We start from the raw sequence: 14,943 nt of genomic DNA, 5'->3' as shown, positions 1-14,943 counted from the left end.
CCGGATCGGCTGAACGAGGCAGTGATCCGAGGAGAGTTGATGGCAGCAGAGGGAGAGCGGCCGGGCAGCACGTCCTCGGGCTGAACCAGTGAACCGACCGCGCACTTCACGACCGGTGGCGGGTGGGGCCACCAGCCCGTTCCGCCGGTGGACGAGGACGCCGTCGAACTCCTTGCCCTCCTCGGGGAGGTGTGGTCCGACCTCGCACGTCTGCAGAGCACGGACGAGATCACCGCACTCGGGGACGAGTGCGACGCTGGATCCTGCCCACCGCACTGAACCTGGGTGCACCCGTCCCGTTCGAACCACCGGCAGAACAGCGGCACCCGGCCGGGTGCGCCGCGGTGCGGGGTCCGGTCGACGGTTCCGTCAGTCCCGCACAACGGGGCGCGGATGCCGATGGACCGCTCGATGACGGGGTCGGTGACGTTGTTCGAAACACCCGTGCGGTGACTGTTCGCCCCGGACCAGGCGTCCACCGGACCCCCGGGCCCCACGCCCCCTGGTCCGGCAGCGTCGTAATCGCGCCGAATTTGCCGACGTGGCGCACGGCGAGGCGAGCGGCGGGGCGAGCGGCGCGAGAATGGTGAGGGCCCCCGGACGGCGAGCCGCAACGACCGGCACGCCGCCACGGGCAAGCTCCGAGACCAGGCACGCTCCCCAGATGATCGGACCGTCTTCAGACCGGCACCCAGGCGCCGGAACGGAGGACTGACTCATGGCCACCCCGCTCACCGCCGCCCGGCTCGTCGCCGCATTGAAGGCCGAGGGCTGCGCCGTCCACGAAGTCGCCGGCTGGCGCACCAACAACCGCAACCACAAAGGCCCTTGGGGCCCCGTCCACGGAGTGGTGATCCACCACACCGTCACCGGACCCGGTACGAACGTCGTCGGGCTGATCTTCAACGGTCACAGCGCCCTGCCCGGCCCGCTCGCGACCGGCTGCATCACCAAGGACGGCGTCGTCCACCTCACGGGCAACGGCCGGGCCAACCATGCCGGCGGCGGCGATGGCGACGTGCTCAACGCCGTCATCGGCGAGTCGTACGGCACGTATCCGCCCCCGACACACGAGCACGACGGCTCGGCCGGCGCGGTCGACGGCAACGCCCGGTTCTACGGCTGGGAGTGCGAGAACAAGGGCGACGGCAAGGACCCGTGGCCGCCCGCCCAGTACCTCGCGATGGTCAAGGCCACCGCCGCGATCTGCCGCGCCCACGGCTGGGGCCCCAAGAGCGCCATCGGCCATCTGGAATGGAGCGACTGGAAGGTCGACCCGCGCGGATTCGACATGGCCGGCTTCCGCCGTGACGTCGCCGATGCCCTGGCCCACCCCGCGGGCCGGTGGGAAGGAGAGGACCCCATGCCCCAGTACGTCAATCTCGGTGTCACGGCGCGGTACCAACTCGCGCCCGGCGCCTGGGACTCGGTCGAGTTCACCGCGGAGTGGACCGACGAGACCGGCGACCACGCCACCGGCGGAAGCGTCTTCGCCCGCGGTCCGGCCCGCTTCAGCGGAACGCTCGGCCTCCACATCGACGGCCTCCCGGCGGGCGCCGTCGTCCAGGCGCGCATGTCGGAGTACCAGGGCGACCAGCACCGCGCGGACCACCCGATCCACGAGATCGTCGGGACGGGCGGTGGCACCTTCGCGGTCCTGCCCCTGACGAAGCGGATCGCGTCGGGCCGCAGCATGCGGGTACGGCTGCTGAACCAGGCCGCGGTGCCGGTCACCGTCGCGAGCGCCGTCCTGACCGTGCTCGTCTGGAAGGAGACCTGAGCACCGGAGGTCACTCCGGCGCCGGCAGGCCCGGCCCCGGGCACCTCACCTCCGCGGTGGGTGCCGTCCCGTCGACCAGATACGCCGCCACGGTGTCGTCCACGCACGCGTTGCCGCGGCTCGCGAACACGCCGTGGGAGTAGTCGTCGTCGAGGACGACCACACGTGAGCCGGGGAGCAGGCGCCGCAGGGAGCGGGCCCCCTCGACGGGCGTGACGGGGTCGTGCGCCGAGGCGACGAGGAGGACCGGCGGGGCCTGCGGACTGCCCAGCGGGGTGCGGTGGGCGGGCCGATGGTGCCAGAAGGCGCAGGTGCTCGCCTCCATGCCGGTCAGGACCGGCTGCGGGTCGAGGCCGCGCGTGCGGCGGATGTCCGTGACGACGTCGCGGCGATCGGGAGCCGGCCCGTCGGCGCACTTGACGATGCGGTTCGCCGCCTCGTAGGTGCGGGACTCCGGGCTGTCGAACGGGCCGGCCGGGCGCAGGGTGCCGACGCCGCCGTCGGTCAGGTAGCCGCGCAGCCCGCCCGCGAGAGGCGCCCAGCGTTCCGTGCGGCCCAGGGCGCGGTACACCGCCCGGTCGAACTCCGCCGGTCCGAATCCCGCCACCGGCCGCGCGGCAAGCCCCGCGCGCACCCGCAGATAGGACGCCCGCACCTCGGCGGGCGTGCCTCCCAGGCCGTAGTGCCCCGCGGCCCAGGCGAAGAAGATGTCGCGCTGACGTAGCAGTGCCCGGCTCTGGAGCACGTCGAAGTCGTACCAGTCCCCGGGGCCGACCACGCTGTCCAGCACCATGCGGCCGACGCGGTGCGGGAACAGCGCGGTGTAGGCGGCGCCCAGGTAACTGCCGTAGGAGACGCCGAGGAAGCTCGCCCGCGCTTCGCCGAGGGCCGCGCGTATCGCGTCCATGTCGTACGCGGTCTGCTCGGTGGACAGATGGGGCAGCAGGCGGCCCGCGTGGCGGGCGCAGTCGTCGGCCATGGACCGCAGGGATCTCAGGTAGGCCCGCTCCGCCGGGGGACCGGCCGGCACCGGGTCGCTGCCCGGGCTGTCGAAGAGGCCGCCCATGGGACCACAGGTCACGGGGGTGCTCCGGCCGACGCCGCGCGGGTCGAAGCCGATGACGTCGTAGGCGCGGCGCACGCGCTCGGGGAGCTTCGCCCGCTTGGTGACCGCGTAGGGGAGTCCGGAGCCGCCCGGACCGCCCGGGTTGACCAGCAGGATGCCGCGCCGTTCGGCAGGAGTGCCCGAGGCACGCACCCGGGAGACCGCCACCTCGATGTGCGGCCCGGACGGATGGTGCCGGTCCAGCGGCAAGGAGAGCCGCCCGCACTCGACGCGCTCCGGCGCGGCCGGCCGGGGGACGGAGTCCGGGCAGTCGGCGAAGCGCAGGGGCGGGGGCGCCTCGGCCGCCCGGACGGGGGCGGCGGGGAGGAGGGCGGTGGCGGCCGCGAGGGCGCACAGGAGGGCGGTGCGGCGTCCGGGGCGGGTCAAGGGTGCTCCAGAAGGATCTTCGCTCAAGCAGATGACAATGAAAATGATTATCGATAACGTCTCCAGCGGCAACACCCGGCGCCCTCCCCCCGGAGGGCTCGCCGGGCTGCCCGCACGCCTCGAACTCATCGCAAGAAAGGGGGAGTTGTGGCTCATCTGTTGGTGGTCGAGAGCTGGGTCGGGTCCATGAGCCGGCTACTGCCGAGGGCGATCCGGGAGAACGGGCACGCGTTCACGTTCCTCACCCGCGACCTGCACCACTATCTGCGCTCGGCGCCGGAGGGGACCGCCCATCCGCTGCTCGGGGCCCGCCACATCATCACGGCCGACACCAACGACATCGAGGCGCTGCTGCCCGAGGTCGAACGGCTGCACGCGGTGCTCGGCTTCGACGGGGTCGTCACGAGCTGCGACTACTACCTGCCGGCCGTGGCCCGGATCGCGGGCCGCCTCGGCCTGCCGGGCCCGGGGCCGGAGGCGGTCGGCGACGCCTGCCGCAAGGACTCCACCCGCCGCGTCCTCGACGACGCCGGGGTCCCGGGACCGCGCTTCGCCGTGCGGCAGGAGTGGACCGACATCGCCCGGGCCGCGCGGGACATCGGCTATCCGCTGGTCGTCAAGCCGGTCGACCTGTGCGCGGGCATGTACGTGCGCCGGGTGGACGACGAGGCCGAACTGGCCGCCGCCTGCCGGGCGCTGTCCGCCTTCCCGGTCAACGCCCGCGGCCAGCGGCGTACGCCCGTGGTGCTGCTCGAAGAGCTGCTGGACGGGCCCGAGGTGAGCGTCGAGACCGTCTCGTACGCGGGCGCCGTCCATGTCGTCGGCGTGACCGACAAGAGCGTGGGCGGGGCGCCCGCCTTCGTCGAGACCGGGCACATGTTCCCGGCCGCCCTCACCTCCGCCGACGCCGAGGCCGCCGAGCAGACCGCCCTGGCCGCGCTCAAGGCCCTCGGGCTGACCGACGGGGTCGTGGCGCACACGGAGATCAAGCTGACCTCCGCCGGGCCACGCGTGGTCGAGGTCAACCCACGCCCCGCCGGGAACCGCATCACCGAGCTCGTACGGCACGTCACCGGCATCGACCTCGCCGCCGCCTTCGTGGACGTCGCCCTGGGCCGCGCGCCCGACCTGCGGCGCACGGACACCGGGCTGCGCAGCGCCGCCATCGGCTTCCTCGTGCCCGGCGTCTCGGGCACCCTCGAAGCGCTCGACGGCGACGGACTGCGCGAACTGCCCGGGGTGCTGGAGGTGCAACTCGCCGAGCCCGGCAGAGCCGTGAAGGCCGCGGGCAGCAACAACGAGTACCTGGGGCACGTCATGGCCGGCGACCCCGACGGGCCCGGCGCCCGCGCACGCGTCGAGACACTGCTGGACGGACTGCGGGCGGGACTGGTGATCCGATGACCAGCGCCCTCACCGCCACATCGCACGACGACCTGGTGCAGCGGGTGCGTACGGGGTCCTTCGGGCCCGACCCCGCCGCCCTCCGCATCGCCGTCGCCTTCACCACCCGGCAGGCCGTCCGGCACGAGGGGCGCGGCACCGGCTACCGCAACGAGGTCCTGAGCCTGCGCCTGGCCGAGGCCGTCGGCTCCTGCGCCGTCGAACCGGGACACCTGCCGGACAGCGCGGTCGAGGAGTGCGCGGGCGCGGACGTGGCCCGCCTGCTGGAACACCCGCTGCTGCCGGTCCGGGTGGCGGCCCTCGACGCCTACCTGATGCACGTCATGCCGCACACTCCGGACCACGGGGCCACGCCCGTGCCGCTGCCCGCCGGTTCCTCGCTGGAGAAGTCCCGGGCCCGGGCGAAGGCCGTCGCCGCCCTGCTCGACCTGCCGCCCGGCGCCACGGTCCTCGTCGTCGGGGTGGTGAACTCCCTGCTGGAAGCACTGCGTTCGCGCGGACTGCGCTACGTCCCCTGCGACCTCAAGGGCGGCGCGACCGAGTGGGGCGAGCCGGTCCTGCCCGACGCGCTCGCCGCGGCCGACCGGTGCGACGCGCTGCTCGTCTCCGGCATGACCCTGGGCAACGGCACCTTCGAACCCCTGCGGCGGCACGCGCTCGCACACGGCAAGCAGCTCGTGATGTTCGCCCAGACCGGCAGCGCCGTCCTGCCCCGCTTCCTCGGGCAGGGCGTCAGCGCGGTGTGCGCCGAGCCGTACCCGTTCTTCTGGCTCGACGGCGGCCCCGGCGTCGTCCACCGCTACGACGGCTCCTGTCCGGGAGGCGGACGATGAGCGTCACCGCGAGCCTCCCGGACGCGCGACGGGAGCTGCTCTCCCTCGTCGGCGGAACCCCGCTGGCCCGGATCGCCGCCGACCTGCCGGGCCCGCACCCCGGCTTCTGGGCCAAGCTCGAAGGACTCGCGGCCGGCGGGATGAAGGCACGGGCCGCCGTGTCGATGCTGCTGGGCGCCCGCGAGCGCGGTGAACTGCTGCCCGGCGCCCCGGTCGTGGAGTCCACCTCCGGCACGCTCGGCATCGGTCTCGCCTTCGCCGGACAGGCCCTCGGTCATCCGATCGTGCTGGTCGGCGACCGTGAACTGGAGCCCTCCATGCGCCAGTTGCTGCGCTCGCACGGGGTGCGACTGGAGATCGCCGACCGTCCGGCGGTGCAGGGCGGCTGGCAGGCCGCCCGCCTCACCCTGCTGCGCGAACTGCTCGCCGACCTGCCCGGCGCCTACTGGCCCGACCAGTACAACAACCCCGACAACACCGCCGGCTACGCCTCCCTGGCCGCCGAACTCGCCGTGCAGCTCGACCACCTCGACATCCTGGTGTGCAGCGTCGGCACCGGCGGCCACAGCGCCGGCCTCATCGGACCGCTGCGCCGGCACTGGCCCGCCCTGCGCCTCGTCGGCGTCGACGCCACCGGCTCCACCATCTTCGGCCAGCCCGCCCGGCCCCGGCTGATGCGCGGCCTGGGCAGCAGCATCCACCCCCGCAACGTCACCTACGACGCCTTCGACGAGGTCCACTGGGTCGGCCCCGCCGAGGCCGTCGACAGCTGCCGCCGGCTGGCGCGCGGCGCGTTCGTCAGCGGCGGCTGGAGCACCGGCGCCGCCGCCCGGGTCGCCGCCTGGGCGGCCCGCGTCCACCCCGGGGCGATCGTCGCCACCGTCTTCCCCGACGGCCCGCACCGCTACCTCGGCACCGTCTACGACGACGACTTCACCACCGCGCACGGCGTCGACCCGTCGGCCGCCGCGACCCGGCCCGTCGAGATCCCGCACCCGTACGCGGCGGAGGCCACCGGCTGGGCCCGCTGCACCCGCGTCAGCGACCCGCTCGCCGGCCCCGTCGCCGTCCAGGAAGAGAGCCCGTGAAGTCCACCCTGCGCACCGTACGCCTCGCACTCGCCGAGCCGCTGCGCATCTCCCGCTCCACCATGGCCGCCCGCGACGCCGTGTGGCTGACCGTCGAGCACGACGGGCTGCGCGGCCACGGCGAGGCCGTCACCAGCGTCTACTACGGACTCGGCACCGCGACACTCCTACGGCTCCTCAGCGCCGTGGACCTGAGCCGTTTCCCCGACCCGGAGAGTGCCCTGGAGGCCCTGCGGGCGGGGCGGTGGCCCGACGGTGACCTGCCGCCCGCCGTGACCGCCGCCGTCGAGTCGGCGCTGCTCGACCTGGCCGGCAAGCGCGCCGGCGTCCCCGTGCACCGCCTCCTCGGAGCCGCCGCACCGCCGGCCGCGGCCACCGCCCGCACCCTCGGCATCACCACCCCGGCCCGGGCGGCGGCCCAGGCGCGGCACCTTGCCGCGAACGGCTTCGAGATCATCAAGGTCAAGGCGGGCACCCCCGACCCCGAGGACGACCTCGAACGCGTCCGCGTCATCCGCGACGCCGCCCCCCGGGCCCGGCTGCTCCTCGACCCGAACGGCGCCTGGTCCGTGGCGCAGGCGGACGCGCTGCTGCCACGCTTCGCCGCCCTCGGCGTGGAAGCCGTCGAGCAGCCCCTCGCCCCCGGTGACCCGGACGCCCTGGGCGCCCTCGCGGAGCGCGCGCCGCTGCCCGTCATCGCCGACGAGGACGCCGTCGGCCTGGCGGACGTCCGCCGCCTCGCCGGACGGGTCCACGGCGTCAACGTCAAGCTCGCCAAGTGCGGCGGCGTGCACGCGGCCCTGCGCATCCGCGACGCGATCGAGGGCAGCGGCACCGAGCTGATGCTCGGCTGCCTCACCGCCAGCACCCTCGGTCTCGCCCCCGCCGTCCACCTCGCCGACCGGGCCCGCTGGGCCGACCTCGACGGGCACCTGCTGCTCGCCCACGACCCCTGGTCCGGGATCGGCGGCACCGACGGCGTCGTACGGGCGAGCGACCGGCCCGGGCTGGGCATCGAGGAGGTGGCAGCGCGTGAAGACGTGGCATGAGATACGGCGCTTCCCGCTCGCGGTCCGCCTCCTGCTGGTCAACCAACTCGGCGTCAACACCGGCTTCTACCTGCTCATCCCCTACCTCGCCACCCACCTCACCGAGAACCTCGGCCTGTCCGCTGCCGTCGTCGGCGTCGTCCTCGGCGTCCGCAACCTCAGCCAGCAGGGCCTGTTCATCATCGGCGGCTCCGCCTCCGACCGGCTCGGCGCACGCGGCGTCATCATCGCCGGATGCGCCCTGCGCACCCTCGGCTTCGCACTGTTCGCACTCGGCGACGGCCTCGTGGTGCTGCTGGCCGCCTCCGTGCTCAGCGGAGTCGCCGGAGCCCTGTTCAACCCGGCGGTGCGGGCGTATCTCGCGCAGGAGGCGGGGGAGCGCAGGGCGGAGGCCTTCGCCCTGTTCAACGTCTTCGCCACCACCGGCGCACTCGTCGGGCCGCTCCTCGGCAGCGCGCTGCTGCTCGTCGACTTCCGTACGTCCGCGCTGACCGCCGCCGGGATCTTCGCGGTGCTCACCGTGGCACAGGCCCTCGTCCTGCCCGCGCGCAGGGCCGAGCCCAGCGGCACCGGCCTCCTCGGGGACTGGCGGGAGGTGCTCGGCAACCGGGCCTTCCTCGCCTTCGCGCTCGCCATGGTCGGCATGTTCACCCTGGAGAACCAGCTGTATCTGCTGCTGCCGGACGGGGCGAGGGACGCCACCGGCTGGGACGGCGCGGCGGGCCTCGTCTTCCTCGTCGGCACGGTGGCCAACCTGGCGCTCCAGCTGAGGATCACGAGGAGCCTCAAAACCCGTGGCAGCAGGGGACGTTGGATCGTCGTCGGCCTCACGGTGATGGGACTTGCCTTCCTCCCACCGGCCCTCCTGCCGGGCCTCGTGCCCGTGCTGGCCGGAGCCCTGCTGCTCTACACCGGCGTGATGGTCGCCCAGCCGTTCGTGATGGAGCTGATCCCCGGCTTCGGCCGCCCCGGACTGACCGGCACCTACTTCGGCATCTTCTACGTCGTCTCCGGCGTCGCGGCGGCCGTCGGCAACGCCGCCGTCGGCTGGGCCATGGACACCGGCGAACAGAGCGCCGCGTGGCTGCCCTGGGCGTGCTGCGCACTCTTCGGCCTCGCCTCCGCGCTCGGCGTGGCCTGGCTGCACCGGCGCGGCGCCCTGCCAGCGAGCCCCGCCCCCGAGACCGCCGCTCCGGTGGGGGAGAGGAGCCGGGCGTGACCGGCGACAACCTGCTCACCGACCACCCCGCGCTGTACGAGGCGCGCTTCCCGGACCCCGAGCGGCTGGCCGCCCGGTGGACCGAGGACTGCCTGCGCCGCCACGGAGCGGGGCCGCGGGTCCTGGACATGGGCTGCGGCACCGGCCGCGACGCCGCACACCTGCACGAGGCCGGCCGGACGGTGACCGGCGTCGACCTCTCCGAGGCGATGCTCGCCCACGCCCGCGCACACCACCCCGGACCCCGGTACGTCCGCGCCGACCTGCACGGCTTCGATCTCGGTTCCTTCGACGCCGTGGTCTGCCTGGACAGCTCCCTGCTGTACTGCCACACCAACGACCAGCTCGACGGCTTCCTCGCCTCCTGCCGCCACGCCCTCGCACCGGGCGGCCTGCTCGTCGCCGAGCTGCGCAACGGCGCGTACTTCCTGGGCCGGACCGACCTGCTCGACCGGCCCGCCGTCGACGCGTTCACCTGGCAGGGCCGGACCTACCGGTCCCGCACCACGCTGACCGTGGACCGTACGGCCCAACTCCTGCGCCGCACCCGCGTGTGGACGACCGACGACGGCTCCCCGCCGCTCCCGCAGCACTCCGCCTGGCGGCTGCTGTTCCCGCAGGAACTGCGGCACTTCCTCGCCGCGCACGGATTCGAGGTGCTCGAACTCCACGACGGCCCCGGCCCGCGCACCGAACCGCCCTGGCGGGCGAACGAGTCGCCCGGCGCGACCGCCGACGGGGACCGGCTGCACCTCGTCGCCCGCCTGCACACCCACTGACACGAAGGACCACTCATGTACGAAGAACGCTTTCCCGTCCTGCACCGCCGCGGCTTCCTCGCCGCCGGCACCGGCGCCGCCGTCCTGGCCCTCGCCGGCTGCGCGGGCGGCGGCACGGACGACGAGGCCGCCTCCGGCGACGGACCGCCGAAGCGCGGCGGACGCCTGCGCGCCGCCTTCGCCGGAGGCGGCGCGAGCGAGACCCTCGACCCGCACCTGGCCAACCTGTTCGCCGACGTCGCCCGCGCCAAGGCCCTCTACGACAAACTCGCCGACTACGGCCCCGACCTCGCCGCCCGGCCCCGCCTCGCCGAGAAGTGGGAACCGAACAAGACCCTCGACCGCTGGCAGGTCACCCTCCGTAAGGCCACCTTCCACGACGGCAGGCCGGTCACCGCCAAGGACGTCCTCCACAGCTACCGCCGTATCGCCGACCCCGGGAAGGCGTTCCGCGCCAAGGCCTCCCTCGAACCCATCGACCTCGACGCCAGCCGCGCCACGGGCGAGAGGACCATCGAGTTCGTCCTCAAGCGCCCCACGGCCGAATTCCCCAACGTCCTGGCCGCGTTCGGCGCGTACATCGTCCCCGAGAACGCGTCCGACTTCGACAAGAGGCCGATCGGCTCGGGCCCCTTCCGGTTCGTCTCCTTCGCGCCCGGCCGCTCCGCCGTCTTCCGCCGCAACGACGACTACTGGGACGGCGCCCCGCACCTCGACGAGATCGAGTTCGTCGTCGCCAACGAGGAGTCCGCGCGGGTCAACGCCCTGCTGGGCGGCCAGGTCGAGTACGCCCACGAGCTCAACCCGGCCACCGCCCGCGCCCACGAGGGCCGGGGCCGGATCGAGATCGTGCGGCTGCGCAACAGTGCCATGCAGGCGTTCTGCATGAAGACCGACCGGCCGCCCTTCGACGACAGGCGGGTACGGGAGGCCTTCTTCCTCATCGCCGACCGGCAGGAACTCGTCGACGGCGCCCTGTCCGGCGCGGGCGAGGTCGCCAACGACCTGTTCGGCAAGGGCTACGAGTACTACGCCTCCTCCCTGCCGCAGCGCGGCCAGGACCTCGACCGCGCCCGCGCCCTGCTCAAGCGGGCCGGCGCCGAGAAGCTGAAGGTCACCCTGGACACCTCGGCCGTCGCCGCCGGATTCACCGAGGCCGCCGGCATCTTCCGCGACCAGGCCGCCAAGGCCGGAGTCACGGTCGACGTGCGGACGGGCAGCAAGGACTCCTACTGGAGCGACATCCTCGACGGCGGCACCCTGTGCTGCTACCGCTCCGGGGCCATGCCCATCGAGGCCCACATCTCCCAGCGCCTGCTCACCGACTCCACGACCAACGCCACGAAGTGGCACCACAAGGACTTCGACGCGCAGTACCGGCAGGCCCAGTCCACCCGCGACAAGAGCCGACGGGCGGCTGTCTACGAGCGGATGCAGCGCCGCCTGTACACCGAGGGCGGCTTCCTCATCTGGGGCTTCGCCGACTGGATCCTCGGAACGGCCCGCCACGTCAGGGGAGTCGAGACCAAGGCCCCCGCCAACACCCTCGACTGGGCCCGGTTCGACAACGTATGGCTGGCATGAGCACAGCCGCCCGGAAGGGGGGCGGGGCCGCGTCGATCCGCGGCTCCGCCGAGGGGCGCGGCACGCCACGACGCCGCGGCAGCCGCTCGACGGTCCGCCGCGGCACAGCGCTCGGCGCTCTGGGCTCCTTCATCGCCCGGCGCCTGATCCTCGGTCTGTTCCAGACCCTGACCGTCGTCCTCCTGGTCTTCGCCCTCACCGAAGCCCTGCCGGGCGACGCCGCCGTGGCTCTGGCAGGAGACCAGCCCGACCCCGCCCGCATCGCCGCGATCCGGGAGGCCATGAACCTGGACCGCCCGGCGTACGAACGCCTGGCCGACTGGGCGACAGGACTGCTGCACGGCGACTTCGGCACGTCCCTCGCCTCCGGCCGGCCCGTGTCCCAGTACATAGCCGACGGCTTCGGTCCGACCCTGCTGCTGGCCGCGCTCACCCTGGCCCTGCTCGTCCCGCTCGGGTTCGGGCTCGGCGTGCTCGCCGCCCGCCACGAGGGACGGCTGACCGACCGCCTGGTCAGCTCGCTGACCCTCGCCGTCTACGCCGTGCCGGAGTTCGCGCTCGGGGTGCTGCTGGTGACGGTGTTCGCGCTGAAGCTCGCCTGGCTGCCCCCGACCGCGGTGGGCTACGGCACGGACCTGCTGAGCCACCCCGCCGTGCTCGTCCTGCCCGTACTGGTCCTGCTGTCGCGCCCGGTCTGCTCCCTCTCCCGGCTCGTCCGGGCCGGCATGGTCGACGCCCTGGCCTCGCCCTACGCCGCCCACGCCCGCCGCTACGGCGTCCCCGGCGCCCGCGTCCGCTACGCCCACGCCCTGCCGAACGCCCTCGCCCCGGCCGCCCAGCAACTCGCCCGTACCGTCGACTGGTTGCTGTGCGGCGTCATCGTGGTGGAGGCGCTGTTCGTGATCCCCGGCCTCGGCACGGTCCTCCTCAACGCCGTCGCCGAGCGGGACGTGCCGGTGGTGCAGGGACTGGCGGTCGTGTTCGGCGTGCTGACCGTCGTACTGAATCTGGGCGCGGACGTGGTGGCGTACCGGCTGACGCCTCGGGCGGGGGTGGCCGCATGAGGGCCCCGCGCCGCTTCCTCCTCGGCCTGACGATCGTCGCCGTCCCCCTGCTGCTCGCCCTCCTGGGGCCCCTGGCCGCCGGTGAACCAGGCCCCCGCGGCATCTCCTTCACCCCCGGTGACGGTCACTGGCTCGGCACGGACTTCGTGGGCCGGGACGTCTGGCAGCAGGTGCTGCACGGCGGTCGTACGGTCGTGCTGACGGCCCTCGCGGCGACGGCTCTCGCCTACCTCGTCGCGCTGCCGGTCGGGCTCGCCGGCGCGGTCACCCGCGCGCGGTGGCTGGAGGAGCTGCTGATGCGGCCCCTGGACGTGCTGCTCGCCGTGCCGTCGCTGCTGCTGATCCTGCTCGTGGCGTCGGTGTTCTCGCCAGGCGCCGCGGGGCTCGCGCTGCTCGTCGCGCTGGTGAACGTGCCCGACGCCGCCCGGATCGTCCGGGCCGCCGCGGCCGAGGCGGCCGCCCGGCCCGCGGTGGAGGCCCTGCGCATGCAGGGCGAGACGTGGTGGCGCGTCGCCGTCGGCTACGTCGGCCGCTCGGCGCTGCGCACGCTGGCCGCCGACGCGGGCATCCGGCTGACCGGTGTGCTGTACCTGGTGTCGACGGCCGCCTTCCTCGGCGTGGGAGTCGCCCCCGACGCCGCCGACTGGGCGGTCATGGTCGACCGCAACCGCACCGGCCTCTTCGTGCAGCCCTGGGCCGTGGTCGTCCCCGCGCTGCTGATCGTCGCCCTGACGACGGGCACCAACCTGCTCTTCGACGCCGCCCTGGCGAAGAGCCCGAGAAGGAAGGGACGGCGGCCGTGAACCACGAGACGGACCCGGCGGAGCCCGTCGCCGAGATCAGCGACCTGCGGGTCGAGGTCGACGGCCGCACGATCGTCGACGGGCTGCGCCTGCGGGTGTTTCCCGGCCGGGTGACCGCCCTGGTCGGTGCCTCCGGCAGTGGCAAGACCACCACCGGGCTCGCGCTGCTGGGGGAGTACCCGGCCGGTGCCCGGGTCACCGGCGAGGTACGCCGGCCGGGCGACGGGCCGGTGGGTTACGTGCCCCAGCACCCGGCCGCCGTTCTCAACCCGGCGCGCCGCGTCAGCGCCCTGCTCGACGACATCGTCCGCCCCCACGTACGCCACCTTCCCCGCACCGAGCGCCGTGGGGCGGCTCGCGAATTGGTCCTGCGAGCCATGGAGGACGCCCAACTCCCTGAAGCAGCAGACCTGTTGCGCCGCTACCCGCACCAGCTCTCGGGTGGCCAGCAGCAGCGCGTCGTGCTGGCCCAGGCCCTTCTCCTCGGAGCCCGGGTCATCGTCGCCGACGAACCCACCACCGGCCAGGACGTGCTCACCAGGAGCGGCATCGTCGAGCGGCTGGCGGCGGTCGCCGCCCGGGGCATCGCGGTCGTCCTGCTCAGCCACGACCTCGATGTGGTCCGGGCCCTCGCCGCCGACGTCCTCGTCCTGCGCGCCGGCCGGGTCGTGGAGTCGGGCCCCGTGCGGCGGCTGTGGGAGGCGCCCCGGCACGAGTGGACCCGGCGGCTGCTCGACGCACAGCGGACGGCACCACTCGAGGAGGCGCCTGCCGGCACCGGACAACCCGCCCTGGAAGTACGGGACATGACCGCCGCGCACGACCGCGGGACCCCTGTCCTGAGCCTGCCGCACCTGGCCCTGCACCGCGGTGAGTGCTTGGCCGTCGTAGGCCGTTCCGGCAGCGGCAAGACCACCCTCGCCCGCTGCCTCGCGGGCCTGCACCGGGACCACGACGGCGAGATCCTGCTCGACGGCACCGCCCTGCCACGCAGCCTGCGCCACCGCAGCAGGGCGCAACTCGCCGCCGTTCAATACGTGTTCCAGGACCCCCGGGCCGCCTTCGACGAGCACCGGCCGGTCCTTGCCCAGGTCGCCCGCACCGCCGTCCGGCTGCGCGGCGCCGACCAGGAGAGCGCCACCGCCGAGGCCCGCACCATCCTCGCGCGCCTCGGACTCGCGGACGAGCTCACCCGCCGCCACCCCGGCGAACTCTCCGGGGGTGAACTCCAGCGCGCCGCCCTCGCCCGCGCCCTCCTCGCCCGGCCCCGGGTCCTGATCTGCGACGAGATCACCTCAGGCCTCGACACCGTGACCCGCCGCGGCCTCCTCGACCTGCTCACCACCCTGGTCCGTGACCACGCCGGCCTCGCCCTCGTCCTCATCACCCACGACCTCGACACGGCGGCACTCGCCCACCGCATCGCCGTACTCGACGCCGGTGAACTCGTCGAGCACGGTCCGGCCCGGCGGGTCCTGGCCGAGCCCCGGCACCCGCTCACCCTCGCCCTCCGGGAGACGATCGCCCGTCCCGGCACGTATACCCGGGCATGAACCGAAGCGAGCCACGTCCGTTACGAGTTGAACGAAAGCAGGGCCCTGTGATTAGGGTGCGGGCGATGTTCTGCGCGCACCCCACCCCGCTGCTCCCGGCCAGACGAGGCACCCTCGCACCGAGTCGCTCCGGGAGGCCCCGTGAGTGACACGGTGACCACGGTCCGCCCGGACGCCGAAGCGGGCGGGACGGCGCGCACGGAACAGGCGCGGACGGAACGGGCGCAGGCGGAAGTGGCGCGGACGGAACGGGCGTTGGCCCATCGGGCGCGGACGGAACGGTCGCTGACCCATC

Annotated in this window: 13 protein-coding genes; 12 read left to right on the top strand and 1 reads right to left on the bottom strand. The window is 74.0% G+C overall.

The window, feature by feature from the left end:
• Window positions 1–147 precede the first annotated feature (147 nt).
• Window positions 148–279, top strand: coding sequence for a hypothetical protein (locus BJ965_RS39870; RefSeq protein ID WP_281402873.1), 132 nt, complete (start codon window positions 148–150; stop codon window positions 277–279).
• Window positions 280–718: 439 nt separating this feature from the next.
• Window positions 719–1,780 carry a peptidoglycan recognition protein family protein gene (locus BJ965_RS08955; protein ID WP_184908189.1) on the top strand — a complete coding sequence of 354 codons (1,062 nt, stop codon included), beginning with the start codon at window positions 719–721 and terminating at the stop codon, window positions 1,778–1,780.
• Window positions 1,781–1,790: 10 nt separating this feature from the next.
• Here BJ965_RS08955 and BJ965_RS08950 read toward each other — a convergent pair whose 3' ends face one another.
• Entirely contained in the window at window positions 1,791–3,272 is a 1,482-nt protein-coding gene (locus BJ965_RS08950) for an alpha/beta hydrolase (RefSeq protein WP_246545870.1), read from the bottom strand.
• Between the two features lie 147 nt (window positions 3,273–3,419).
• Between BJ965_RS08950 and BJ965_RS08945 the strand changes: the two genes are divergently transcribed.
• From BJ965_RS08945 to BJ965_RS08905, 10 genes are all read left to right on the top strand, one after another.
• Window positions 3,420–4,676: an ATP-grasp domain-containing protein gene (locus tag BJ965_RS08945; RefSeq protein ID WP_184908188.1), complete on the top strand. Its 1,257-nt coding sequence runs from the start codon at window positions 3,420–3,422 to the stop codon at window positions 4,674–4,676.
• Window positions 4,673–5,509 carry a Rossmann-like domain-containing protein gene (locus tag BJ965_RS08940; RefSeq protein ID WP_184908187.1) on the top strand — a complete coding sequence of 279 codons (837 nt, stop codon included), beginning with the start codon at window positions 4,673–4,675 and terminating at the stop codon, window positions 5,507–5,509. Before BJ965_RS08945 ends, BJ965_RS08940 begins: the two co-directional genes overlap by 4 nt.
• Window positions 5,506–6,597, top strand: a complete 1,092-nt coding sequence (locus tag BJ965_RS08935; RefSeq protein ID WP_184908186.1) for a PLP-dependent cysteine synthase family protein — start codon at window positions 5,506–5,508, stop codon at window positions 6,595–6,597. The genes BJ965_RS08940 and BJ965_RS08935 overlap by 4 nt, the downstream gene beginning before the upstream one ends.
• Window positions 6,594–7,646, top strand: a complete 1,053-nt coding sequence (locus BJ965_RS08930) for a dipeptide epimerase (protein WP_184908185.1) — start codon at window positions 6,594–6,596, stop codon at window positions 7,644–7,646. The genes BJ965_RS08935 and BJ965_RS08930 overlap by 4 nt, the downstream gene beginning before the upstream one ends.
• Complete coding sequence (locus BJ965_RS08925; RefSeq protein WP_184908184.1) at window positions 7,630–8,865, top strand: MFS transporter; 1,236 nt, start codon at window positions 7,630–7,632, stop codon at window positions 8,863–8,865. Before BJ965_RS08930 ends, BJ965_RS08925 begins: the two co-directional genes overlap by 17 nt.
• Window positions 8,862–9,644, top strand: coding sequence for a class I SAM-dependent DNA methyltransferase (locus BJ965_RS08920; RefSeq protein WP_184908183.1), 783 nt, complete (start codon window positions 8,862–8,864; stop codon window positions 9,642–9,644). Before BJ965_RS08925 ends, BJ965_RS08920 begins: the two co-directional genes overlap by 4 nt.
• Window positions 9,645–9,659: 15 nt before the next feature.
• Complete coding sequence (locus BJ965_RS08915; RefSeq protein WP_184908182.1) at window positions 9,660–11,228, top strand: ABC transporter substrate-binding protein; 1,569 nt, start codon at window positions 9,660–9,662, stop codon at window positions 11,226–11,228.
• Window positions 11,229–11,359: 131 nt separating this feature from the next.
• On the top strand, window positions 11,360–12,292 hold the full coding sequence (locus tag BJ965_RS08910) for an ABC transporter permease (RefSeq protein ID WP_184916965.1): 933 nt from the start codon (window positions 11,360–11,362) through the stop codon (window positions 12,290–12,292).
• The gene (locus tag BJ965_RS39230; RefSeq protein ID WP_246545868.1) at window positions 12,289–13,095 is read left to right on the top strand and encodes an ABC transporter permease subunit; all 807 of its coding nucleotides are present in this window, start codon (window positions 12,289–12,291) and stop codon (window positions 13,093–13,095) included. Before BJ965_RS08910 ends, BJ965_RS39230 begins: the two co-directional genes overlap by 4 nt.
• Window positions 13,092–14,648, top strand: a complete 1,557-nt coding sequence (locus BJ965_RS08905; protein ID WP_313666761.1) for an ABC transporter ATP-binding protein — start codon at window positions 13,092–13,094, stop codon at window positions 14,646–14,648. The genes BJ965_RS39230 and BJ965_RS08905 overlap by 4 nt, the downstream gene beginning before the upstream one ends.
• Window positions 14,649–14,943 lie beyond the last annotated feature (295 nt).

This window comes from Streptomyces luteogriseus, assembly GCF_014205055.1.
Taxonomy (GTDB): Bacteria; Actinomycetota; Actinomycetes; order Streptomycetales; family Streptomycetaceae; genus Streptomyces; species Streptomyces luteogriseus.
The sequence above is the reverse complement of the archived record's forward strand: the minus strand, read 5'-3'. Positions and strand labels throughout refer to the sequence as shown.

Bases quoted from the DNA above. Each gene is read 5' to 3' on its own strand.
- BJ965_RS08955 (WP_184908189.1), top strand. From the start codon at position 719: ATGGCCACCCCGCTCACCGCCGCCCGGCTCGTCGCCGCATTGAAGGCC.
- BJ965_RS08940 (WP_184908187.1), top strand. From the start codon at position 4,673: ATGACCAGCGCCCTCACCGCCACATCGCACGACGACCTGGTGCAGCGG.
- BJ965_RS08935 (WP_184908186.1), top strand. From the start codon at position 5,506: ATGAGCGTCACCGCGAGCCTCCCGGACGCGCGACGGGAGCTGCTCTCC.
- BJ965_RS08915 (WP_184908182.1), top strand. From the start codon at position 9,660: ATGTACGAAGAACGCTTTCCCGTCCTGCACCGCCGCGGCTTCCTCGCC.
- BJ965_RS39230 (WP_246545868.1), top strand. From the start codon at position 12,289: ATGAGGGCCCCGCGCCGCTTCCTCCTCGGCCTGACGATCGTCGCCGTC.